Annotated in this window: 15 protein-coding genes and 2 tRNA genes; 8 read left to right on the forward strand and 9 right to left on the reverse strand. The window is 64.6% G+C overall.

The window, feature by feature from the left end; translation table 11 throughout:
• The first annotated feature begins 339 nt into the window (after nucleotides 1–339).
• From ACP7EG_RS00255 to ACP7EG_RS00265, 3 genes are read left to right on the forward strand one after another with little or no spacing between them, the layout of a single operon-like run.
• Nucleotides 340–1,506, forward strand: coding sequence for an efflux RND transporter periplasmic adaptor subunit (locus ACP7EG_RS00255; RefSeq protein ID WP_426085952.1), 1,167 nt, complete (start codon nucleotides 340–342; stop codon nucleotides 1,504–1,506).
• Nucleotides 1,506–4,688, forward strand: coding sequence for an efflux RND transporter permease subunit (locus ACP7EG_RS00260; RefSeq protein ID WP_426085953.1), 3,183 nt, complete (start codon nucleotides 1,506–1,508; stop codon nucleotides 4,686–4,688). The genes ACP7EG_RS00255 and ACP7EG_RS00260 overlap by 1 nt, the downstream gene beginning before the upstream one ends.
• Nucleotides 4,685–6,187, forward strand: a complete 1,503-nt coding sequence (locus ACP7EG_RS00265; protein ID WP_426085954.1) for an efflux transporter outer membrane subunit — start codon at nucleotides 4,685–4,687, stop codon at nucleotides 6,185–6,187. The genes ACP7EG_RS00260 and ACP7EG_RS00265 overlap by 4 nt, the downstream gene beginning before the upstream one ends.
• Before the next feature lie 179 nt (nucleotides 6,188–6,366).
• Here the strand turns inward: ACP7EG_RS00265 and ACP7EG_RS00270 are convergent, their stop codons facing one another.
• Nucleotides 6,367–7,410: a quinone-dependent dihydroorotate dehydrogenase gene (locus ACP7EG_RS00270; RefSeq protein WP_426085955.1), complete on the reverse strand. Its 1,044-nt coding sequence runs from the start codon at nucleotides 7,408–7,410 to the stop codon at nucleotides 6,367–6,369.
• Nucleotides 7,411–7,613: 203 nt separating this feature from the next.
• Here ACP7EG_RS00270 and ACP7EG_RS00275 point away from each other — a divergent pair, with 203 nt between their 5' ends.
• Nucleotides 7,614–10,925 carry a S41 family peptidase gene (locus ACP7EG_RS00275; protein ID WP_426085957.1) on the forward strand — a complete coding sequence of 1,104 codons (3,312 nt, stop codon included), beginning with the start codon at nucleotides 7,614–7,616 and terminating at the stop codon, nucleotides 10,923–10,925.
• Between the two features lie 164 nt (nucleotides 10,926–11,089).
• On the opposite strand, the gene ACP7EG_RS00280 is transcribed toward ACP7EG_RS00275, so the two are convergent.
• Genes ACP7EG_RS00280 through ACP7EG_RS00290 form a run of 3 tightly spaced genes read right to left on the reverse strand, consistent with a single transcriptional unit; the run spans nucleotide 11,090 to nucleotide 13,198 of the window.
• Nucleotides 11,090–11,812: an arginyltransferase gene (locus tag ACP7EG_RS00280; RefSeq protein ID WP_282406729.1), complete on the reverse strand. Its 723-nt coding sequence runs from the start codon at nucleotides 11,810–11,812 to the stop codon at nucleotides 11,090–11,092.
• A gap of 60 nt (nucleotides 11,813–11,872) precedes the next feature.
• Entirely contained in the window at nucleotides 11,873–12,589 is a 717-nt protein-coding gene (gene aat, locus ACP7EG_RS00285; protein WP_426085958.1) for a leucyl/phenylalanyl-tRNA--protein transferase, read from the reverse strand.
• 30 nt (nucleotides 12,590–12,619) lie between these two features.
• Nucleotides 12,620–13,198, reverse strand: a complete 579-nt coding sequence (locus ACP7EG_RS00290) for an NUDIX hydrolase (RefSeq protein ID WP_426085959.1) — start codon at nucleotides 13,196–13,198, stop codon at nucleotides 12,620–12,622.
• Between the two features lie 198 nt (nucleotides 13,199–13,396).
• Here ACP7EG_RS00290 and ACP7EG_RS00295 point away from each other — a divergent pair.
• A tRNA-Met gene (locus tag ACP7EG_RS00295) sits at nucleotides 13,397–13,473 on the forward strand.
• Between the two features lie 142 nt (nucleotides 13,474–13,615).
• Nucleotides 13,616–13,692 (forward strand) — tRNA-Met (locus tag ACP7EG_RS00300).
• Between the two features lie 46 nt (nucleotides 13,693–13,738).
• On the opposite strand, the gene ACP7EG_RS00305 is transcribed toward ACP7EG_RS00300, so the two are convergent.
• The gene (locus tag ACP7EG_RS00305) at nucleotides 13,739–14,539 is read right to left on the reverse strand and encodes a helix-turn-helix transcriptional regulator (protein WP_426085960.1); all 801 of its coding nucleotides are present in this window, start codon (nucleotides 14,537–14,539) and stop codon (nucleotides 13,739–13,741) included.
• Between the two features lie 110 nt (nucleotides 14,540–14,649).
• Here ACP7EG_RS00305 and ACP7EG_RS00310 point away from each other — a divergent pair, with 110 nt between their 5' ends.
• On the forward strand, nucleotides 14,650–15,828 hold the full coding sequence (locus tag ACP7EG_RS00310) for an MFS transporter (protein ID WP_426085961.1): 1,179 nt from the start codon (nucleotides 14,650–14,652) through the stop codon (nucleotides 15,826–15,828).
• On the opposite strand, the gene ACP7EG_RS00315 is transcribed toward ACP7EG_RS00310, so the two are convergent.
• Both ACP7EG_RS00315 and ACP7EG_RS00320 read right to left on the reverse strand, forming a co-directional pair.
• Nucleotides 15,825–18,140: a molybdopterin cofactor-binding domain-containing protein gene (locus ACP7EG_RS00315; protein ID WP_426085962.1), complete on the reverse strand. Its 2,316-nt coding sequence runs from the start codon at nucleotides 18,138–18,140 to the stop codon at nucleotides 15,825–15,827. The genes ACP7EG_RS00310 and ACP7EG_RS00315 overlap by 4 nt on opposite strands.
• Nucleotides 18,137–18,613 carry a (2Fe-2S)-binding protein gene (locus ACP7EG_RS00320; RefSeq protein ID WP_426085963.1) on the reverse strand — a complete coding sequence of 159 codons (477 nt, stop codon included), beginning with the start codon at nucleotides 18,611–18,613 and terminating at the stop codon, nucleotides 18,137–18,139. Before ACP7EG_RS00320 ends, ACP7EG_RS00315 begins: the two co-directional genes overlap by 4 nt.
• A 183-nt stretch (nucleotides 18,614–18,796) precedes the next feature.
• Between ACP7EG_RS00320 and mug the strand changes: the two genes are divergently transcribed.
• Nucleotides 18,797–19,318, forward strand: coding sequence for a G/U mismatch-specific DNA glycosylase (gene mug / locus ACP7EG_RS00325; RefSeq protein ID WP_426085964.1), 522 nt, complete (start codon nucleotides 18,797–18,799; stop codon nucleotides 19,316–19,318).
• A 43-nt stretch (nucleotides 19,319–19,361) separates the two neighbouring features.
• Here the strand turns inward: mug and ACP7EG_RS00330 are convergent, their stop codons facing one another.
• Together ACP7EG_RS00330 and ACP7EG_RS00335 are read right to left on the reverse strand one after the other, a co-directional pair.
• A complete protein-coding gene (locus ACP7EG_RS00330) occupies nucleotides 19,362–20,147 on the reverse strand; it encodes an anti-sigma factor family protein (RefSeq protein WP_426085965.1) in 786 nt (261 codons plus the stop codon).
• Nucleotides 20,144–20,671 (reverse strand): RNA polymerase sigma factor, encoded by a 528-nt coding sequence (locus tag ACP7EG_RS00335; protein ID WP_426085966.1) that lies wholly within the window; start codon nucleotides 20,669–20,671, stop codon nucleotides 20,144–20,146. The genes ACP7EG_RS00330 and ACP7EG_RS00335 overlap by 4 nt, the downstream gene beginning before the upstream one ends.
• Between the last annotated feature and the right edge of the window lie 18 nt (nucleotides 20,672–20,689).

Below are 20,689 nucleotides of genomic sequence, written 5' to 3' on the forward strand. Positions count from 1 at the left end.
ATGCAATAAATATCTGATACTCGTCAAAATGGCGCGAGTAGTGCATATGGCCTTGTCTCCAGCATACGACCGGGCATGGCAAGGCTGCAATGCTGCACCGCAGTAAATTGTTGGCTGTTGTATAAATACGACTATATGTCATGCGCGTGGGGTGTCTGGCATGAAGAACACGTTCTTTCTGCCCATGGCTGTCCGAAGAAATAGTCAGACTCTGATTGTGCGAGCACAGCTCTCGAATTCAAAAAATGCTTGACCTTCCAAGTGTGTCACCTCGGATAACGACTATGGGATCTGCTTCAGATCAACGAAACCAAGTCGACTCCAGTCGCGAAAGGCACAATGATGAAAGTCAAACCAATAACCCTGATCACTGCGGTGCTAGGCGCAGCATTCACCATCAGCGGATGCAAGCAGACGGCATCCTCTCCCGCAGCCGCAAAGCCGCCCAGCGTTCCCGTGGCAGAAGTGATCGTTCGTCCGGCAACACCGTATGTCGAGTTCAACGGTTCGCTGACTGCGGTCAAGCGGGTTGAACTGCGCCCGCAGGTGGCCGGCTACATTCAGGCCGTGAGCGTGCCTGAAGGACGCTTTGTCGAGAAGGGCCGCAGGCTCTTTGACATCGATCCACGCGTGTTCCAGGCCGCGCTGCATGCCGCGACAGCGCGCTTGAGCGAGGCTGAAGCGGCATCGATGCTGGCCCAGGCGGAGTATGCGCGAGCCGAACAGCTGTTCGCCAAGAAGATCGTCGCGCGTGATCGTCTCGACATGGCAACGGCTGCGCTACATGCCGGCAAGGCACAGGTCGATGCCGCAAAAGCTGCGCGAGATACTGCGCAATTGGATCTGAGTTTCACGCGCGTCACGGCGCCGATCAGTGGACGTGTCGGGCAAGTCCTCGTCACCGAGGGCAATTACGTCACCAGTGGCGTGACGCCCCTGACGACGATCGTGTCCATCGATCCCCTGCATGTCTATTTCGATGTCGACGAACGCACCTATTTGCGCTCGCTTGCAGCCGGCCGAGCCAAAGCTACCCCGCATGGGGCGCAGGCGGCCAAGGTCATGGTGGCACTGGCCACCGACAAGACCTATTCGCGACCCGGCCGTGTCGATTTCCTTGCCAACGCTGCTGATCGCGGGACGGGGACGGTGCGGGTTCGCGCTGTGGTCGACAACCCCGATGGAAAACTGACGCCGGGCCTGTTTGCCAAGGTCAGGCTGGAGACGGGAGCGCCACAAGCCAGGGTGCTGGTTTCCGATCACTCGATAGGCACGGATCAGGGGCGCCGCTATGTGCTCGTGGTCGGCAAAGACGACAAGACGCAATACCGGCCCGTCGAGCTTGGCCCCGTTGTCGACGGTTTGCGCGTGATCGAGCAAGGGCTGCAGCCCGGTGAGCGCATCGTCGTCAAAGGGCTGGTACGCCCGGGCATGCAAGTGACGCCACAGTCAGCCGCGATTGACGGTACGGCCATTGCAGTGCCGAAAACCTCGGGAGGCGCGTAATGTCTTTCCCACGTTTCTTCATCGATCGCCCGATCTTTGCCATCGTCCTTTCGGTGCTGATGGTGCTCGCCGGTATCGTGGCTTTCTTTCAGATGCCGCTCAGCGAGTATCCGGCGGTGACGCCGCCGACCGTGCAGGTGACCGCCTCCTATCCTGGTGCCAATCCCAAGGTGATCGCCGAAACGGTGGCAGCGCCGCTCGAGCAGGCCATTACCGGGGTCGAGGGCATGCTGTACATGTCGTCGCAATCGGCAACCGATGGCCGCATGATCCTGACCGCCACCTTCGCGCAGGGAACGAATGCCGACATGGCACAGATCCAGGTGCAGAACCGGGTTTCGCGCGCGCTGCCGCGTTTGCCTGAAGAAGTGCAGCGCCAGGGCGTCGTCACACAGAAAACCTCGCCGGACATTCTGATGGTGGTTCACCTGCTGTCGCCCGACAAACGCTACGATCCCCTGTACATATCGAATTACGCCTACCTCCAGGTGCGCGACGAGTTGTCCCGCATCCCCGGGGTCAGCGACGTCCTGGTCTGGGGCGCGGGCGAATACAGCATGCGGCTCTGGCTCGATCCAAACCTTATCGCCGCACGTGGCTTGACGGCCGGCGACGTGATTGCCGCGGTACGTGAACAGAACGTGCAGGTGGCAGCCGGCTCCGTCGGCCAGTCTCCCGATTCCAGTGCCGCGTTCCAGGTGACGGTCAACACGCTCGGACGATTGACCGACGAGGAACAGTTCGGCGACATCATCATTCGCACAGGTGCCGAAGGCCAGGTGACGCGCCTGCGCGATGTCGCCCGTATCGAGATGGGGGCCGACGCCTATGCGCTGCGCAGCCTGCTTGACGGTGAGCCGGCCGTCGCCTTGCAAATCATTCAGAGTCCGGGTGCCAACGCGCTCGACGTTTCGCAGGCGGTGCGGGAAACCATGCAGCGGCTGGAAGACAATTTCCCGGCGGGACTGAGCTCGCGCATCGCCTATGACCCGACGGTCTTTGTGCGTGCCTCGCTGGAGTCGGTGGCAACCACCTTGCTCGAGGCGATCATTCTCGTCGTCATCGTGGTGGTGCTGTTCCTGCGCAACTGGCGCGCCTCGCTGATCCCCCTCATGGCGGTGCCGGTATCGCTGATCGGCACCTTCGCCGTCATGCATCTGATGGGCTTCTCGCTCAATACCTTGTCCCTGTTTGGCCTGGTGCTGTCGATCGGCATCGTCGTCGACGACGCGATCGTGGTGGTCGAGAACGTTGAACGTCACATCGAAAATGGCGAAGAGCCCAAGCAAGCGGCAAGGCGCGCCATGGACGAGGTCACGGGCCCCATCATCGCGATCACCTCGGTGCTCGCCGCCGTGTTCATTCCGACCGCCTTCCTGAGCGGCTTGCAGGGCGAGTTCTACCGCCAGTTCGCGCTGACGATCGCCATCTCGACCATCCTGTCGGCAGTCAATTCGCTCACGCTCAGCCCGGCGCTTGCCGGCCTCCTGCTCAAGCCACGCAAGGCCGAGGCCGAGGCCGTGCATGACCCGCGCAGCCTGCGTGGCCGTGCCGAGCGCCTGTTGCAGATGCTGGGCCGGCCGTTCCAGCGCGCGCCGGATGCCTATGGCAACAGCGTGCGCAAGGTCGTCGGGGTCAGCAGCGTGGCGCTGCTGGTGTACGGCGGCCTGCTGGCGCTGACCTTCTTCGGCTTCAAGGCCGTGCCGCCGGGCTTCGTGCCGATGCAGGATAAATATTATCTTGTTGCGATCGCTCAGCTGCCGAATTCGTCATCGCTGGAGCGTACCGAGGCGGTCTCCAAGCAGATGTCCAGGATCGCGCTGGATGAACCTGGCGTTGAAAGCGTCGTTGCCTTCCCTGGCTTGTCGATCAACGGCTTCGTCAACGTGCCGAACGCCGCGGTCATGTTCGTCATGCTCGACCCGTTCAAGGATCGCACGACCGCCGATCTCACCGCGAGCGCGATCGCCGGGCGCCTGCAGGCGAAATTTGCCGGCATTCCCGACGGCTTCCTCGGGGTGTTCCCGCCGCCGCCCGTGCCCGGCCTTGGCGCGACCGGTGGCTTCAAGATGCTGGTCGAGGATCGCGGCAGCGCCGGACTCGATGCCCTGGTCCAGCAGACCCATATCCTGATGACCAAAGCCACCGAGTCGGGACAGGTGGCCGGACTCATGACCAGCATGGACGTCAATGCCCCGCAGCTCGACGTCGCCATCGATCGCACCCAGGTCAAGAGCCAGGGGGTGAGTTTGGCCGACGTGTTCGAGTCGCTGCAGATCTATCTCGGTTCCCTGTATGTCAACGACTTCAACCGCTTCGGCCGGACCTACAAGGTGACGGCCCAGGCCGATGCGGAGCACCGCATGCAGGCCGAGGCCATCGGCCGCTTGCAGGTGCGCAATGCGGCCGGCGACATGCTGCCTTTGTCGTCGTTTGTCACCGTCACGCCCAGTTCCGGTCCGGACCGCGTGGTTCACTACAATGGCTATCCCTCGGCCGATATTTCGGGTGGCGCAATGGCCGGTGTCAGTTCGGGGCAGGCGGTTGCTGTCATGGAACGCCTGGCGAAGGAGGTGCTGCCTGAAGGCATGAGTATTGAATGGACCGACCTCACCTACCAGCAAAAGCTGGCAGGCGATTCGGCACTGTTCATTTTCCCGCTGTGCGTGCTGCTCGCCTATCTCATCCTGGCCGCGCAGTACAACAGCTGGCTGCTGCCCTTGGCGGTCCTGCTGATCGTGCCGATGTGTCTGCTGAGCGCGATCATCGGCGTGTGGCTGGTGGGCGGCGACAACAACATCTTTGTGCAGATCGGGCTCATTGTGCTCGTCGGCCTGGCGGCCAAGAACGCCATCCTCATTGTCGAGTTCGCACGTAGCCTGGAAATGGAAGGAGCGAGCCCGCTCGATGCGGTCATCGAGGCTTGCCGGCTGCGGCTGCGGCCCATCCTGATGACCTCGCTCGCCTTCATCGCTGGCGTCGTGCCGCTGGTGTTCGCCAGTGGCGCCGGCTCCGAGATGCGCCATGCCATGGGCATCGCGGTCTTCGCCGGCATGCTCGGCGTGACACTGTTCGGATTATTCCTCACGCCCGTGTTTTATGTGCTGATGCGCACCCTGGCGGCCCGCTTCGAGCGCCGCACGCCAACGACCAAGACCAGCATGGACAGGAGCACGTCATGAACCGCCCGTATCACACAGTTGTAGTGTCGCTCAGTGCGCTGATCGTGCTGGCCGGATGCGCGGTCGGCCCCGATTACTCGCCGCCCTTGCCGCCGTCGCTGCCATCGTCGCAGTTCTCCGGCGGAGCCGGCCAGACGGACGCCGCGCTTGTCCCGGGTGCGGTCGAGGTGGAGTGGTGGCGCACCTTCGACGACCCAGCGCTGGTCACCCTGATCCAGCGGGCGCTGGCGGCAAACCATGACGTCGGCATCGCTGCCGTTCGGCTCGCAGAGGCAAAAGCCATGCTGCGCGAAGACAGGCAGGGCTTCCTGCCGCAAGGCGGAGCCGCGCTTGCTTACGAGAAGCGTCGCTTGAGCAAGATCGAGACGCTACCCGGCCAGCCGCGTCAGAGCGAGACTTATCGCGGCACCGTCGACGCTGCCTGGGAAATCGACCTGTTTGGCCGCGTGCGGCGCTCCGTGGAGGCGGGGCGGGCGCTGGCGGGCTCACGCGAAGCGTTGCTGCGCGGCGTGCAGGCGGGCGTTGCCGCCGCAGTGGCGGGCACTTGGTTCGAGCTGGGCGGCATCGAAGCCGAACTCGCTGTTGTCGCCAGTATCCGGCAAAGCCAGCGCGACAGCCTGTCGCTGGTCGAGCGCCTGATGAGCGTGGGCTCTGCCAGTGAACTTGACCGGCTTCGTGCCGAAGCCTTGCTGCGCACAGTGGAGGTAGCCATGCCCGAGCTGGAACGCCGCCGCGCGGCTTCCGTCAACGCGCTGGCCATCCTCCTGGGTGAAGTCCCGCAGACGTTCAGCCTTCCCGCTGCCATGCCTGTGCATGAAGCGCTGTCAGTGCGGACGATTGCCGTGGGCGATCCCGCCACGCTCCTCGCACGGCGCGCCGATATTGCGGCGGCAGAAAGAAACCTTGCTGCGGCGACCGCCCGCATCGGGGTGGAGACGGCCGGTCTCTACCCCGAGATCCAGGTGCTCGGTTCCATCGGGCTCGTTGCGGGCAGTCTTGATACCATGGGTGACGCTGGAATGCAGTCCAGCTTTCTCGGCCCGGTGATGCGTTGGAATCTGCTCGACAGGGGGCGCGTGCGCGCCCGGATCGCCGCCAGCGAGGCACGTGCCCAGGCGGCCCTGCTCGCGTACGACCAGACCGTGTTGCGCGCACTACAGGAAACAGATGATGCCTTCAAAGCCTATGGCAGCGCCGGTAGCACGCTTGGACTGCGGCTGCTTGAGTCGGCGGCAAATCGCGCGGCGGCGCATCTTGCCAGGCTGCGGTTTTCAGAGGGTGAAGGCCTCTACCTGGATGTGCTCGAAGCGCAACGCGCCGACTTTGCCAGCCAGCGTGCGCTGGCGGTCGCGCGCACCAACCAGCGGCTTGCCGTTGTCAGCATCTACAAGGCACTGGGTGGCGGCTGGGAGGTTTGTGCGCAGGCAAATGACGACTGCGGCGGCGCCAAGGCCCTTCCTCGATCACGCTCCGTGAAACAACTCAGCGACCGGAATTGACCTTCCTGTGCGCGAGCAGCATCCCGGGCCGATCCTGTGTATGGCGGGCCGCCCGGGCCTGGCGCCTTATCTCTTGACCATCCCAGCGTTGTAGGTGAAACACTGCATATCAAGTCAGCGACGAGAGGTGCCGGTGGGCTGACGTCCTCAAGTCACTGGAAGCTTCTGTCCGCCGAAGCTCATCGTGTGCCGTGCAGCGCGCGCGCGCAATCCTTGATCAAGGCGGGACCGGCGTAAATCAGGCCGCTGTACAGCTGCACCAGTTGCGCGCCCGCCTCGAACTTGGCCACGGCGTCCTTGCCCTGCATGATGCCGCCCACACCGATGATGGGCAAGGCGTCGCCCAGTTCCGCCTTCAGCAAGCGGATGACATTGTTCGACAGTTCGAACACGGGCGCGCCCGACAGGCCGCCCGCTTCCGCGCCGTGCGGCATGCCTTCGACGGCGCTGCGCGACAGGGTCGTGTTGGTGGCGATGACGCCGTCGATGCGGTGGCGCGTGAGCGACTCGGCGATGCTTTTCACCTGTTCAGCATCCATGTCCGGCGCGATTTTCAGGGCCAGCGGCACGTAGCGCTTGTGCTTGTCCGCCAGGCGCGCCTGCGCCTCCTTCAGTTGCGACAGCAGGGCGTCGAGTTCCGACGCACCCTGCAACTGGCGCAAATTCTTCGTGTTCGGCGACGAGATGTTCACCGTCACATAGCTGGCGTAGGGGTAGACTTTTTCCAGGCACAGCAGGTAGTCGTCGGCCGCCCGTTCGATGGGCGTGTCGGCGTTCTTGCCGATGTTCAGGCCCAGCACGCCGGCGCGGTTCTGGTAAAACTTTGACGCCTGCACGTTGGCCACGAAGGCGTCCACGCCGCCATTGTTAAAACCCATGCGGTTGATGATGCCCTGCGCCTGCGGCAGGCGGAACATGCGCGGTTTCGGATTGCCCGCCTGCGCGCGCGGCGTGACGGTGCCCACTTCGATGGAGCCAAAACCCAGGTCGGCCAGCGCGTCGATGTAGGCGCCATCCTTGTCCAGGCCCGCGGCCAGGCCCACGGGATTGGGGAAGGTAATGCCCATCACCGTGCGCGGGTCCGCCGCCGGTTTGCCGGCCAGCTTGGTCAGGCACAGCGCGCTGGCGCGTTTCAGGGCGGGCAGGGTCAGATGGTGGGCCGCTTCGGCATCCATCGAAAACAGCAGCGGGCGGGCGAGGGAGTACAGGAATTTTTCAGACATGGGGCGCTTTGAGTAGGTGTGCGGGCTACCGGGAAGGACTGGCGGCGCGCGAAATAAGTGGCGTATTTTACCGTGTTCCGCGCGGCTGCCGGGTGTATAGTTCTCTTTGGTCAAATGCAACATTGATTCCTTGTTAATTCGCATTCGGCCGCGGACTTTCCTGTTTTTTCTCTGTTCTGTTTACTTCATAAGCGAGACATCGATTGAAAAAGACACGCATCTTGACGGCCATCGCGGCCGCCAGCGCACTGCTGCTGAGCCACCCGGCCCTGGCCCTGCCCAATACGCAAGACACCCGCATGCTGAGCGAACCGGCCGTCTCCAGCCGCCATATCGCCTTCATCTATGCGGGCGACCTGTGGCTGTCGAACCTCGATGGCGGCGGCGCGCGGCGCCTCACGTCCGACCTGGGCGACAAGTCCAACCCTGTGTTCTCGCCCGACGGCAGCCTGATCGCGTATAGCGCGAACATCGACGGCAATGTCGACGTGTATGTGATCGCGGCGGCGGGCGGCGTGCCGCGCCGCTTGACCTTCCACCCGGGCGCGGACCTGGCGCAGTCGTTCACGCCCGATGGCCAGGCCGTGATGTTCACCTCGCCCCGCGCCGCCTTCAACAACCGCTTCCAGAAGCTGTTCACGGTGCCGGTGGCGGGCGGCGTGGAAACCCAGCTGGAGATCCCCAACGCGTCGCGCGCCGCGTATTCGCCGGACGGCAAGCGCATCGCCTACAACCCGCTGATGCCGGCCTTCAAGCAGTGGAAGCGCTACCGGGGCGGCACCAATTCCTGGCTGTGGTTATTCTCCTCGGCCGATAAATCCATCGAAAAAATCCCCCAGCCGACCACGCGCTCGAACGACGTCGATCCCATGTGGCTGGGCGACACCGTGTACTTCCGCTCGGACCGCAACGGCGAATTCAACCTGTTCGCGTATGACGTCAAGACCAAAGCCGTGCGCCAGCTGACGCAGCACACGGATTTCCCCGTGCTGAACGCTTCGGCGGCGAATGGCACCATCGTCTACGAGCAGGCGGGCTACCTGCACGCGTTTGACATCGCCAGCGGCCAGGCGCACAAACTCGCCATTGGCGTAGCCAGCGACCTGGGGCAGACGCGCCCGCGCTGGGTGAAGAACGCGAAATACATCCGCGACGCGTCGATTTCGCCGTCGGGTGCGCGCATCGCCTTTGAATACCGGGGCGAGATCATCACCATCCCCGCCGACAAGGGCGACGTGCGCAACCTGACGCAGACGGCCGGCGCCCACGAGCGCACGCCCATCTGGTCGCCCGATGGCCGCTCGGTTGCGTATTTTTCGGACGAGTCGGGAGAATATGAACTGCATGTGCGCGCGCAGGACGGCAAGGGCGCCGTGAAAAAGCTCAAGCTGAATGGCAGCGGCTTCTATGACAACGCCGTCTGGTCGCCCGACAGCAAGAAGATCGCGTTTGCCGACAATGGCTGGAGCATGTATGTGATCGACGTCGGCACGGGCAAGGTGCAGAAGGTCGCCACGGAGCCGATGTATGGCGTCGACAAGAGCATGCGCGCCTCGTGGGCGCCCGATTCGCGCTGGCTGGCCTACACGCTCAATTCGCCCACCTACACGCGCAGCGCGTATATCTATTCCGTGGAGCAGAACAAGTCGATGCCGGTGACCGATGGCCTGTCCGACGTGGCCCAGCCCGTGTTCGACAAGAGCGGCAAATATCTGTACTTCTTCGCGTCGACCAACGCAGGCCCCAGCAATAACTGGTTCTCGCAGCAGAACGAAGACAACCTGGTGACGCGCACCGTGTGGATGGCCGTGCTGCGGCGCGACTTGCCGTCGCCGCTGATCAAGGAAAGCGACGAGGAAAAGGCCGCCAGCGCGGAGAGCAAGAAAGACACGGCCAAGGCGGAAGCCGAGCCGAAGAGCGAAGCGAAGGTCGATCCGAAGACGGGCCGCGACGATCCGAAAGTGGTGGTGGCGCCCGTGGCGCCGATTACCATCGATTTCGACGGCATCGCCACGCGCATCGTCGACCTGCCGCTGCCGGCCGCGCAATTCTCCAGCCTGACGGCTGGCGCTGCGGGGCAGATCTTCCTGCTGCGCGAAAGCGATGGCAAGAAGGCCGTGCAGCGCTTTGACTTGAAGGAGCGCAAGGCGGAAACCGTGGTGATGGAGGCGGACGACTTCGAGGTGTCGGCCGATGGCAAGAAGCTGCTGTACCGGCAGAAGGACAACTGGGCCATGGGCTCCGCCACGGGCAAGCTGCTGGCGCCGGGCGAGGGCAAGATCAAGGTCGACGCCATCGAAGTGAAAGCCGATCCGCGTGCCGAGTGGACGCAGATTTTCAATGAAGTGTGGCGCATCAACCGCGATTATTTCTATGATCCGGGCATGCATGGCGTGGACTGGAAGGCCATGCGCGGCAAGTACGCCGTGTTCCTGCCCGAGCTATCCAGCCGCGCGGACCTGAACCGCCTGATTCAATGGATGTGCAGCGAACTGGCCGTGGGCCACCACCGCGGCGGCGGCGGCGACGATTTTATCGAGGCGAAGAAAGTGCCGGGCGGCTTGCTGGGCGCCGATTACGAAGTGCGCGACGGGCATTACCGCTTCAAGAAGGTGTATGGCGGCTTGAACTGGAATCCGGCCCTGCGCGCGCCGCTGACGGAGCCGGGCCTGAACGTCAAGGCGGGCGAATACCTGCTGGCCGTCGACAGCCGTCCTTTGACGCCGCCGACGAATATCTACAGCGCCTTCGAGAACACGGCCGGCAAGGCCATCGACCTGACCGTGGGGCCATCGGCCGACGGCAAGGGCGCGCGCACGATCACCGTGGTGCCCGTGCCGACCGAGGATGCCCTGCGCAACCGCGACTGGATCGAGGGCAATATGCGCAAGGTCAATGCGGCCACCAATGGCAAGGTGGCGTACGTGTACGTGCCCAATACGGCGGGCCTGGGTCACACTTACTTCAAGCGCTATTTCTTCCCGCAGGCGGACAAGCAGGCCATCATCGTCGACGAGCGTTTCAATGGCGGCGGCAGCGTGGCCGATTACTACATCGAGATCCTGCAGAAGAAGGAAATCGCCTGGTGGACCATGCGCTATGGCGCCGACATGAAGACGCCGTCCGCCTCGATCCAGGGGCCGCGCGCCATGCTGATCGACGAGACGGCCGGCTCGGGCGGCGACCTGTTGCCGTGGATGTTCCGCAAAAACAACATGGGTCCGCTGATCGGCAAGGCGACGTGGGGCGGCCTGGTGGGCATCCTCGGCTTTCCCGTGCTGATGGATGGTGGCACCATCACGGCGCCGAACCTGGCGTTCTGGACGCGCGAAAACGGCTGGGGCGTGGAAAACGAAGGCGTGCCGCCCGATATCGAAGTCGAGCAAACGCCGGCCGACGTCATCGCCGGCCGCGATCCGCAGCTGGAAAAAGCGATCGAGGTGATCCAGGGCGAACTGGCGAAGAACCCGCCCGTGCGGCCGGCACGTCCGGCGTTTCCGGACAAGAGCAAGTAGGTCGGGTTAGGCGCGAAGCGCCGTAATCCGACTTGTATCGCCAACCCGCCAACAATGTGTCGGATTACGCGCCTTGCGCTAATCCGACCTACCTTGCACTGTTCGATTCACCCGGTAGGTCGGATTAGCGAAGCGTAATCCGACACCATTGTTTGACCCCGGTTTTACAGGATCACCCACTGCCCCTTGATGCGCGCTTCCAGCGGCTTGAAGTTGGTTTTATACGCCATCTTCGGGCTTTGTTCTATCCAGTAGCCCAGGTAGATGTAGGGCAGGCCCAGTTCACGCGCCTGGGCGATTTGCCACAGCACGTTGTAGGTGCCGTACGAGGCGCCAGGCACGTCGGGATCGAAAAACGTGTAGACGGACGACAGGCCATCGGCCAGCACGTCGATGATGCTGACCATGCGCAGGATGCCGTCGGCATCGCGAAATTCCACCAGGCGCGTGTTGACCCGGCTTTGCAGCAAAAATTGCGCGTACTGGTCGCGGCTGTCCTGGTCCATGCCGCCGCCCGCGTGGCGTGTGCTCTGGTAGCGCAGATACAGCTCGTAATGCTCGTCGAGGAAGGAAAGGGTGGCCACGCCCGCCTGCAGGTCGGCGTGCCGGCTCCAGGCGCGGCGCTGGTTGCGGTTGGGCGTGAACGATTGCGCCACCACGCGCACGGGGATGCAGGCCTGGCAGCCGTCGCAATACGGCCGGTAGGTGAAGATGCCGCTGCGGCGAAAGCCGTTGCGCACCAGTTCCGAATACACGTCGCTGTTGATCAGGTGCGAAGGCGTGGCCACCTGCGAGCGGGCCTGGCGGTCGTCCAGGTAGCTGCACGGGTAGGGCGCCGTCGTGTAGAACTGCAGGGTGGCAAACGGTAGTTCGTTCAGGTGCGTCATGCTGATCCTGTCTGGTCTGGCCGCAGCAATGGATGTCTGTGTGAAGCTATCATAGCTTTTTTACGCCGCTGGCGCAGCATGCCAATCGGTGATTTGCGCAGCTTCAATGGCGACGCGTACATGGGCCAGGAAGCGTGCGCGCGAAATGGGCGCCGCGCCCAGCGAGGCCAGGTGTTTTGTTTCTTGCTGGCAGTCAATCATGGTCACGCCGCGCGCCTGCAAAAAGCGCACCAGCTGCGCCAGCGCGATCTTCGAACCATCCGAGACGCGCGCAAACATCGATTCGCCATAGAACATGCGCCCGATCGACACGCCATACGCGCCGCCCACCAGTTCCCCGTCCAGCCACAGTTCCGAAGAGTGCGCGTAGCCCAGCTTGTGCAAGCCCGTGTAGCCGGCGATGATCTCGTCGGAAATCCAGGTGCCCGGGCCATCCTTGCGCGGTGCCGCGCAGGCGCGCATGACGGCGTCGAAATCGCCGTCGAAGCGCAGCTGCCAGCGCCCGTCCGTGGAGGCGCTGCGCTCGACCTTGCGGATGGCCTTGGCCAGGCTGTCGGAGACTTTGAAGTTCTCCGTCATCAGCACCATGCGCGGATCGGTGCTCCACCAGAGTATGGGCTGGCCCTCGGAAAACCAGGGGAAGATGCCGTGCCGGTAGGCGTCGAGCAGGCGCGCGGGCGACAGGTCGGCGCCGGCCGCGAGCAGGCCGGGCGCTTCATCGGTGAGGGCGCGCGAAACGTCGGGAAAGGGGGTGTGGATATCGAGCCAGGGAATCATGCCATCGCAATGGTAATGGGGTGGATGGGCTTACTCGGCATCCGGGCGCGCCATCGGGCGCGTGATGTCGCCCGTATGGAAACCATAGCTGCCGCCTTCGCGGATTTTCACGCGGTCTGCAAAGAACAGTTCCAGGGTGGCGCGGATGGTGGGGAAGGCCAGGTCATCCCAGGGAATCTGCGCTTCCGTAAACAGCTGTACCTCCAGGCTTTCGATGCCCGGTGCGAAATCGAGGTCGCGCAAACGCGCCAGGTAGAACAGGTGCACCTGGTGCACGCGCTGCACGTTGAGCAGTGAAAACAGGGGCCCCAGCTCGATATTGGCGCCTGCTTCCTCCACCGTTTCGCGCTCGGCCGCGTCGGACGTGGTTTCATCGTTTTCCATGAAGCCGGCCGGCAGGGTCCAGTAACCGAGGCGCGGCTCGATGGCGCGTTTGCACAGCAAGACCTGCAACTGGCCATCCTCTTCCCAGACGGGAATGGAGCCGACCACCATTTTCGGGTTCTGGTAATGGATGGCGTCGCAGTTGGTGCAGACATAGCGCGGACGGTTGTCGCCTTCCGGGATGGACAGGCTGACAGGATGGGCGCATTCGGAGCAGAATTTCATGGGCAGGCTTGGAGTAGGGATGGCATCGGGTAAGTCGATAGTGTAACGCTTACTGTACACCGATTGCGTGCGGCGTGGCGTGACAGGCGGACGGCATGCCAAGCGGCAATTGGCCGACCTATTTAATTAAATGGCTCTATTGCAGTCTAAGTTGAGATAGTTATTGCCTAAGCCACCCGTTTGCCCTTATAATTCGAGTGCGGGGTGGAGCAGTCTGGCAGCTCGTCGGGCTCATAACCCGAAGGTCACAGGTTCAAATCCTGTCCCCGCAACCAATACCGGAAAGCCGCTGACTCTTGCAAAAGATCAGCGGCTTTTTCCATTGCTGGCCAGCGGCAAGCTCCGGCAGACGGGGCAGGAATGAGATTGTCAATTCTTGCCCTTTACGCGGCGCAACAATCTGGTATATAATTCGAGTGCGGGGTGGAGCAGTCTGGCAGCTCGTCGGGCTCATAACCCGAAGGTCACAGGTTCAAATCCTGTCCCCGCAACCATTTCGAAGCCGCTGGTTCCTCGCAAGAGGGCCAGCGGTTTTTTCGTTTACGGGGCGATTTCTTCTTCCAGCTGGCGCGCATACACGACCAGCCGCAAGTGGCGGTCTGCATCGATGGTCAGCGAGGTGTGCTCATACGCGACCTGCTCGCCGTCGATTGTCAGGCGGCGCACGCCGTCGCAGGGCGCATGCACGTCGTGGCGGCGCCACCACTGCTTGAATTCAGGCGAGACCTTTTCCAGTTCCTCCACCAGCGCGTGGATATCGGCTTCCTGCGTGGCGCGCGCGTAGTCGCGGCGAAAGCTCGACAGCATCAGCGGCGCCTGCTCTTCCCAGCCGGCGAAGCGTGAGCGCAGCAGCGGATCGGTAAACAGCAGCCACAGCAGATTGCGCCGCGAGGCGGCATGCGCGCCGAAGCCAAACAGGGCGTCCGCGCCCGCATTGAACGCCAGCACGTCCCAGCGCAGGTTGAGCACATAGGCCGGATGCGCCAGCTCGTGCATCAGGCGGCGCACCAGCGGCGGCACCACGCAATACGTCTTGCCCTCTTCGGCCGGTGGACGCGCATGCGCCAGCAGGAACAGGTGGCGGCGCTCGCCCCCGTCCAGTTTCAGCACTTCGGCCAGTTTGTCGAGGAAGACGCTGGAGACGCCGATCTCGCGCCCCTGCTCCAGCCAGGTGTACCAGGTCAGCCCCACGCCGGCCAGCGCCGCCACCTCTTCGCGGCGCAAGCCCGGCGTCCTGCGCCGCCCGCCGCCGGGCAAGCCCACGTCTTCGGGCGACAGCCGCGCGCGCCGCGCCTGCAGGTAGGCGGCCAGTTCGTGGCGGGTGCGGGCCAATGTGCGCATGGTGATGCCTTTCCTGTCAACCTGTTGCTATCAGTAATAGCATAAACAGTTAAATTGTAATTGTTTATATTGTATTCCAGAATGCCCGTTTTCTTCCCGAAAGCTGGCCCATGTCTGACTCTTCTTCCTCCCGTGCCGTTCTTCCCCTCACCGTCTACCTGATCGCCGTGGGCGCGTTCGCGCTGGGCATGGCCTCGTATGTGACGGCGGGTTTGATGCCGCTGATCGCCAGTGCATTTTCCATCTCGCTGGCCATGGCCGCGCAACTGGTGACGGCATTTACCCTGGCCTATGGCCTCGGCTCGCCGCTGGTCGTGGCCTTGCTGCCGGCGCGCGCGCAACGCACGGGCCTGTTGCTCGCCCTGGCCGTGTTCGTGCTGGCGAACGGGGCCAGCGCGCTGGCGCCCGGATTTGCCAGTTTGCTGGCTTGGCGGGCCATTGCTGGCATCGGGGCCGGTGTCTATCTGGCGCTGGGTATCGCGGCGGCGGCGGGCGTGTCGGCGCCGCAGCAGCGGGGCAAGGCCATCGGCGTGATCATGGGCGGCATGGCGGGCGGCACGGTGCTGGGCGTGCCAGTGAGCCTGTTGCTGGCGCAGCAGCTGGGCTGGACGGCGGCCCTGTGGCTGGTCGCCGTCCTCGGTGCGCTGGCGCTGGCGGGCTTGCTGTGGCAGCTGCCTGCGCTGCCGGTGGCGCAGGCCATTTCGCTGCGCCGCAAGCTGGCCTTGCTGGCCGATGGGCGGGTGCTGCTCATTCTGCTGGTGTCCTTGCTGGCGGCCGTCGCCAGCCTGGGCATGTACACGTTTATTGTGCCGCTGCTGGCGTGGTCCGCGCACGGCGCAGCGGTTTCCAGTACGCCGTTCCTGTGGGCGTGGGGCGTGGGCGGCATCGCGGGCAGCGTGCTGGTGGGGCCATGGGCGGACAAGTTGGCGGCGCCGAAGCTGACCTGCTTCATCTTGCTGCTGCTGGCGCTGGCCCTGTGCGCGCTGCCGTTGGCGGCCGGCTGGTCGGCCTGGCTGATGCTGGCGCCGATTGCGTTGTGGGGAGCGGCTGGCTGGGCCCTGCAAGTGCCGCAGAACCAGCAGTTGCTGGCCGTGCGCGCGCAGCAGGGCGACGGCAACCTGGCCATCGCCCTCAATGAATCGGCGCTGTACCTCGGCAGCGCCATCGGCGCCGCCACGGGCGGGTTGCTGCTCCTGCTCAACTGGCCCATGTGGCTGCTGGCGGCCGGCGCCGCCTTGGTCGCCATCGCAGCGTTGCTGCTGCAGTTGCCTGCCGCGCGGCGGACTTAAGCCTTTTTCGCCAGCTGCATGCCCACGGGCAGGGCGCGGATGCGCTTGCCCGTGGCGGCGAAGATGGCGTTGCACAGGGCCGGCGCGATGGGCGGCGTGGCCGGCTCGCCCACGCCGCCCAGCTCCATGTCCAGTGTGCCCGGCACCAGGTGCGTGTGGATCACGCGCGGCGCGTCGGCGGCGCGCAGTACGGCGTAGTCGTGGAAATTGCTTTGCTCGACCCGGCCATTCTTGAAACTGATCTCGCCGCTCATGGCCAGGGACAGGCCCATGATGCAAGCGCCTTCGATCTGCGAACGCACGCGGTCCGGGTTGATCTGCGGTCCGCAATCCATGGCGATATCGACCCTGGGCACGATGACTTCACCGGCCGCGTTGATCTCCACCTCTATCACGGCCGCCACATAGGTGACAAAGCTGTAGGACACGGCCAGGCCCAGTCCCCGGCCCTTGGGCAGCTTGCGGCCCCAGCCCGCCTTGGCTGTCGCCAGCTCGATCACGTGGCGCATGCGGCCTATGTCGACCGGATACTTCGCCGGGTCTTCGCCATAGTTCCAGCCATCGGATAGGTCGGCCGGGTTGATCTTGCGTGCCGGCCCGAGTAAATCCAGCAGGTAGTCGCGATGATCTTTTTTCGCCGCATGCGCCAGTTCGGCCGTGAACGACTGGATGGCAAATGCGTGCGGGATGTTCGAGACGGAACGGAACCAGCCGATGCGCGTATGGGCCGGCACTTCCGGCACTTCGACGCGGATGTTCGCAATCGCATACGGCACATTGATGGCCGACATGCCCAGCTCGAACGGCGCCTGCCTGTTCGCGCCGGCGGCAAAGGTCGAGGTGATGGTGGGCGCAGCCGTGCGGTGCAGCCATGCGGTGGGATGGCCTTTGGCGTCCAGCGACGCTTCCAGCCGCTCGACGGACACCGTGTGCAGGTAGTCGTGTTGCAGGTCGTCGTCGCGCGTCCATGTCAGCTTGACGGGCGCGCCATCCATCGCTTTCGACAGCAGCGCCGCCTCGACGGCGAAATCGGGTTTCGATTTGCGCCCGAAGCCGCCGCCGAGCAGGGTCACGTGGACGGTCACGTCGTCATACGTCAGCCCCAGGGCCTTGGCCACGTTGCTGCGCGTGGCTTGCGGCGCCTGCACGCAGGCCCACACTTCTGCCTTGCCATCGGCGATGCGCACGGTGGCGGCGGGTGGCTCCATGGTGGCGTGGGCCAGGTGGGGCAGATAGTATTCTGCACTGAATTTTCGCGCGGCGGGAGCGGCGGCCAGGGTGGCCACCGTCTTGCCCTGGTCGCGCGCCGGGCTGGCCGGCTGGCGCACGGCCGCTTCCAGCGTCTTGCGGAAAGCCTTCGAATCGTAGTCGCCGTTCGGGCCATCCTCCCATTCCAGCACCAGCGCTTCGCGGCCCTTGATGGCGGCCCAGGTGTTGCTGGCGATGACGGCCACGCCGCCCAGCGGATTGAACATGGCCGGCGGCGGACTGCCCGCCAGTTCGACGATGCGCAGCACGCCAGGCACCTTCAGGGCCGCCGTCTTGTCCACGCTTTTCAGCTTGCCGCCAAACACGGGCGGACGGGCGATGACGGCATACGCCATGCCATCGAGGCGCGTGTCGATGCCAAAGTGGGTGTTGCCCGTGACGATGTCGTGCAGGTCGATGCCGCGTGTGCTGCTTTGGCCTATATAACGCAGCTCGCCGGCCGTTTTCAGGCTGATGCGCGCGCGCGGCGGCACCGGCAATTTGGCCGCTTCTTCGGCCAGGGCGCCGAACGACAGGGAGCGTCCGCTGGCCGCATGCACGACCGCGTGGTTGACGGCTTTGACTTCCGTCACGGGCACGTCCCAGCGCACGGCGGCAGCCGTTTCCAGCATCAAACGCGCCGTGGCGCCCACGTGGCGCATGGCGCGGAACGAGTGGCGCATGCTGCGCGAGCCGTCCGTATCCTGGCTGCCGTAGCGCGCCTCGTCGGCGGGCGCCTGCTGCACGCGCACCTGCGCCCAGTCGGCACCCAGTTCGTCGGCCGCTACCATGGGCAGGCTGGTGCGGATGCCCTGGCCCATTTCGGAGCGGTGCGCCACGATGGTGACGATGCCGTCGGCGCCGACCGACAGGAATACCAGGGTGTCGTCGACCACGCCGCCGGCCATCTTGTCGCCGCCGTATTTGACGGCGTCGGCTGCCATCACCAGGCCGGAAGGGCCGGCCACCAAAGTCAAACCGGCCAGCGCGCCGGCAGCCTTGAGCCAGTTGCGCCGCGCAGGCGAAGTGGGGGAGGGGGCGGGGATGTTTTCAAGGATGCTCATTTGGCCGCTCCTTTTGCGTTGATGCTGGTCGCGGCCTGCTTGATGGCTGCGTGGATGCGCGTATAGGTGCCGCAGCGGCAGATATTGCCGCTCATCGCTTCGCGGATTTGCTGGTCGTTCGGTCTTGGGGTCTTGTGCAGCAGGGCCGTGGCCGACATGATCTGCCCGGCCTGACAGTAGCCGCATTGGGGGACGCCGTGTTCCTGCCAGGCTTGCTGCAGCGCCAGGCCGATCTTGTCTTCGCCCACCGCTTCGATGGTGGTGATCTTCTTGCCGGCGGCGGCCGACATCGGCGTCACGCAGGAGCGGATGGCTTCGCCATCGAGGTGCACGGTGCAGGCGCCGCACAGGGCCATGCCGCAACCGAATTTGGTGCCGGTCATGCCCAGTTCGTCGCGCAAGGCCCACAGCAGGGGCGTGTCTTCAGGCAGTGCAAGGTCGTGCTGCTTGCCATTGATGGTCAGGGTCGTCATGTTTATTCCTCTGTGGGGGATGGTGCGGGAAAGCGCGACGGCCATCCGCCATAGGGATTAGCTCATCAGTACCAGATGGTAGCACCAGCCGCCATGTGTTGCAGGGCATGGCAGCTGGCGGCAGGCCAGCACATGTCTGCGCAAGTTCTTCTATACTGCGGCTCCTGGTATTGGGAGTTTTCCATGACACATATCGCCCCGACGCAAGGCTTGCCCGACATCCTGGCTCCCGGCTTGCAGGTGGTTTTTTGCGGCCTTAATCCCGGTGTGGACGCGGCGGCCGCCGGCCACCATTTTCTCGGCCGCGGCAACCGCTTCTGGCCCGTATTGCATCTGGCCGGCTTCACGCCGCATTTGGTGGCGCCGCAGGACGATGCCAGCGTGCTCGGTTTCGGTCTGGGTTTGACGGCGGCCGTCGGGCGCCCGACCAGCCGCGCGGACCAGGTGGGGACGGACGAATTCGCTCAGGCGGCGGCGGGCCTGCAGCACAAACTGGCATTGATGCAGCCGCAGTGGATCGCCTTCCTGGGCAAGGCAGCCTACGCGGCAATGACGGGACAACGCCAGGTGGACTGGGGCGAACAGCCAGAGCGCTTCGGCGGGGTGCGCGCGTGGATCTTGCCCAATCCGAGTGGACTCAATCGCGGCTATTCGAAGGAGCGGCTGATCGACGCCTATGCGGAACTGAGGCGCGCGCTCAGCTGACGTCCAGACGCGCGCCGGCGCGGCAATAGCGGCTATCCGTGGCTCAGCGATGTGCCTCCAGCTGCGCATACACGGCGTCGGCGATCTTTCCCAACTCGGCTTTCGGCAGCCTGGCCGACAGGGCGTAACCCATCTGGCCATCGATCCAGTAAAACACGCCCAAGTCCTTTTCCTGCGTGTAGCGGAATGCCGTTTCCTGCTTGCCGGCCCGCTCCCTGGCCACGTACAGGGTCAGGCGCTTGCCAGTGCCCTCTTCGTACATGAATTGCGCCACGGGGCCGTCGCCATCGCCGGGCAGCAGGCGCCCGCCGATCAAGTGATAGCCGAGCGGCGACAGCGCGGGCGGCTGCAATTTGCTGCCCAGGCGTTTCGACAGCCATTGCACCAGGTGCGCCTCTTGTTCGACCCCCACTTCCACTGGGTGGCGTACTTCTGGCGTGTAGACGGCATGAGCGATGGCGGCGCTGCGCGCCAGGGAGATCGGGCTGGCGCTGGCGGTCACGCTGTCGCCGCCACGCAGCAGCCAGCCTCCCGCGCCACCTGCTATGAGCAGCACGATGGCCGCTGCCGCCTGCATGGCGGGGCGGTACCAGGCGTAATTGGCCGCCGGCGGGGCCGCTGCCTGCCACAGCGCCGGCGGCACGGCTTCGTCCAGCACGGGATCGAACAGGGCGCGCAATTGCCGGTTTTGCTCGCGCCAGGCAGCGACCCTGGCGGCGTCTTGCGGATGCGCGCGCAGGTGGGCGTCGACGGCCGCGCGCTGCTCTTCCTGCAGGACGCCGTCGGCCAGGGCATGCAATTGCGCTTCGCTGATGGCTTGCATTGTCATTTCACGACTTTCAGGGTGGGAGGGCCGCTGCCCTGGCTGCCGGCAGGGCGGCCATCGAGCAGGGTGCGCAGTTTGTCGCGTCCGCGCGACAGGCGCGACATGACGGTGCCGACGGGGATGTCCAGGGTGGCCGCCACCTGCTCATACGGCATTTGTTCGAGCGCGACCAGCAGGATCACTTCGCGCTGCCCCAGCGGCAGGCGGGCCAGCGCCGCATCCATTTCGCCGATGGCGATGGCTTGCCCCGGCGCCCGCTCAGGGGCGGGCAGCACGCTGTCGTCGTCCAGCTCCTGCAGCGCCAGGCCGGGGCGGCGCAGCTGATCCACGTGCAGGTTATGCATGATGGCGAACAGCCAGGGCCGCATTTCGCCGCCGCGCTGCCATTGATCGAGCTTGCGCCAGGCACGCTCCACGGTATCCTGCACCAGGTCGTCCGCCTGCAGTCCGCCCACCAGCGCACGCGCATAGCGGCGCAGGCCCGGCAGGCAGGCTTGCAGCTGGCGGCTGTCCTCTGGCGTGGTCATCGTGGCGGCAGGAGGGGG

The organism is Janthinobacterium sp. PSPC1-1, assembly GCF_049897625.1.
In the GTDB taxonomy this organism is placed as follows: Bacteria; Pseudomonadota; Gammaproteobacteria; order Burkholderiales; family Burkholderiaceae_D; genus Janthinobacterium; species Janthinobacterium tructae.

What these genes read in the sequence shown, in the direction of transcription:
- ACP7EG_RS00290 (WP_426085959.1), bottom strand. Translation starts at nt 13,198, where the DNA reads ATGAAATTCTGCTCCGAATGCGCCCATCCTGTCAGCCTGTCCATCCCG.
- ACP7EG_RS00330 (WP_426085965.1), bottom strand. Translation starts at nt 20,147, where the DNA reads ATGACAATGCAAGCCATCAGCGAAGCGCAATTGCATGCCCTGGCCGAC.
- ACP7EG_RS00255 (WP_426085952.1), top strand. Translation starts at nt 340, where the DNA reads ATGATGAAAGTCAAACCAATAACCCTGATCACTGCGGTGCTAGGCGCA.
- ACP7EG_RS00320 (WP_426085963.1), bottom strand. Translation starts at nt 18,613, where the DNA reads ATGACGACCCTGACCATCAATGGCAAGCAGCACGACCTTGCACTGCCT.
- ACP7EG_RS00310 (WP_426085961.1), top strand. Translation starts at nt 14,650, where the DNA reads ATGTCTGACTCTTCTTCCTCCCGTGCCGTTCTTCCCCTCACCGTCTAC.
- mug (WP_426085964.1), top strand. Translation starts at nt 18,797, where the DNA reads ATGACACATATCGCCCCGACGCAAGGCTTGCCCGACATCCTGGCTCCC.
- ACP7EG_RS00260 (WP_426085953.1), top strand. Translation starts at nt 1,506, where the DNA reads ATGTCTTTCCCACGTTTCTTCATCGATCGCCCGATCTTTGCCATCGTC.
- ACP7EG_RS00280 (WP_282406729.1), bottom strand. Translation starts at nt 11,812, where the DNA reads ATGACGCACCTGAACGAACTACCGTTTGCCACCCTGCAGTTCTACACG.
- aat (WP_426085958.1), bottom strand. Translation starts at nt 12,589, where the DNA reads ATGATTCCCTGGCTCGATATCCACACCCCCTTTCCCGACGTTTCGCGC.
- ACP7EG_RS00270 (WP_426085955.1), bottom strand. Translation starts at nt 7,410, where the DNA reads ATGTCTGAAAAATTCCTGTACTCCCTCGCCCGCCCGCTGCTGTTTTCG.
- ACP7EG_RS00315 (WP_426085962.1), bottom strand. Translation starts at nt 18,140, where the DNA reads ATGAGCATCCTTGAAAACATCCCCGCCCCCTCCCCCACTTCGCCTGCG.
- ACP7EG_RS00265 (WP_426085954.1), top strand. Translation starts at nt 4,685, where the DNA reads ATGAACCGCCCGTATCACACAGTTGTAGTGTCGCTCAGTGCGCTGATC.
- ACP7EG_RS00335 (WP_426085966.1), bottom strand. Translation starts at nt 20,671, where the DNA reads ATGACCACGCCAGAGGACAGCCGCCAGCTGCAAGCCTGCCTGCCGGGC.
- ACP7EG_RS00305 (WP_426085960.1), bottom strand. Translation starts at nt 14,539, where the DNA reads ATGCGCACATTGGCCCGCACCCGCCACGAACTGGCCGCCTACCTGCAG.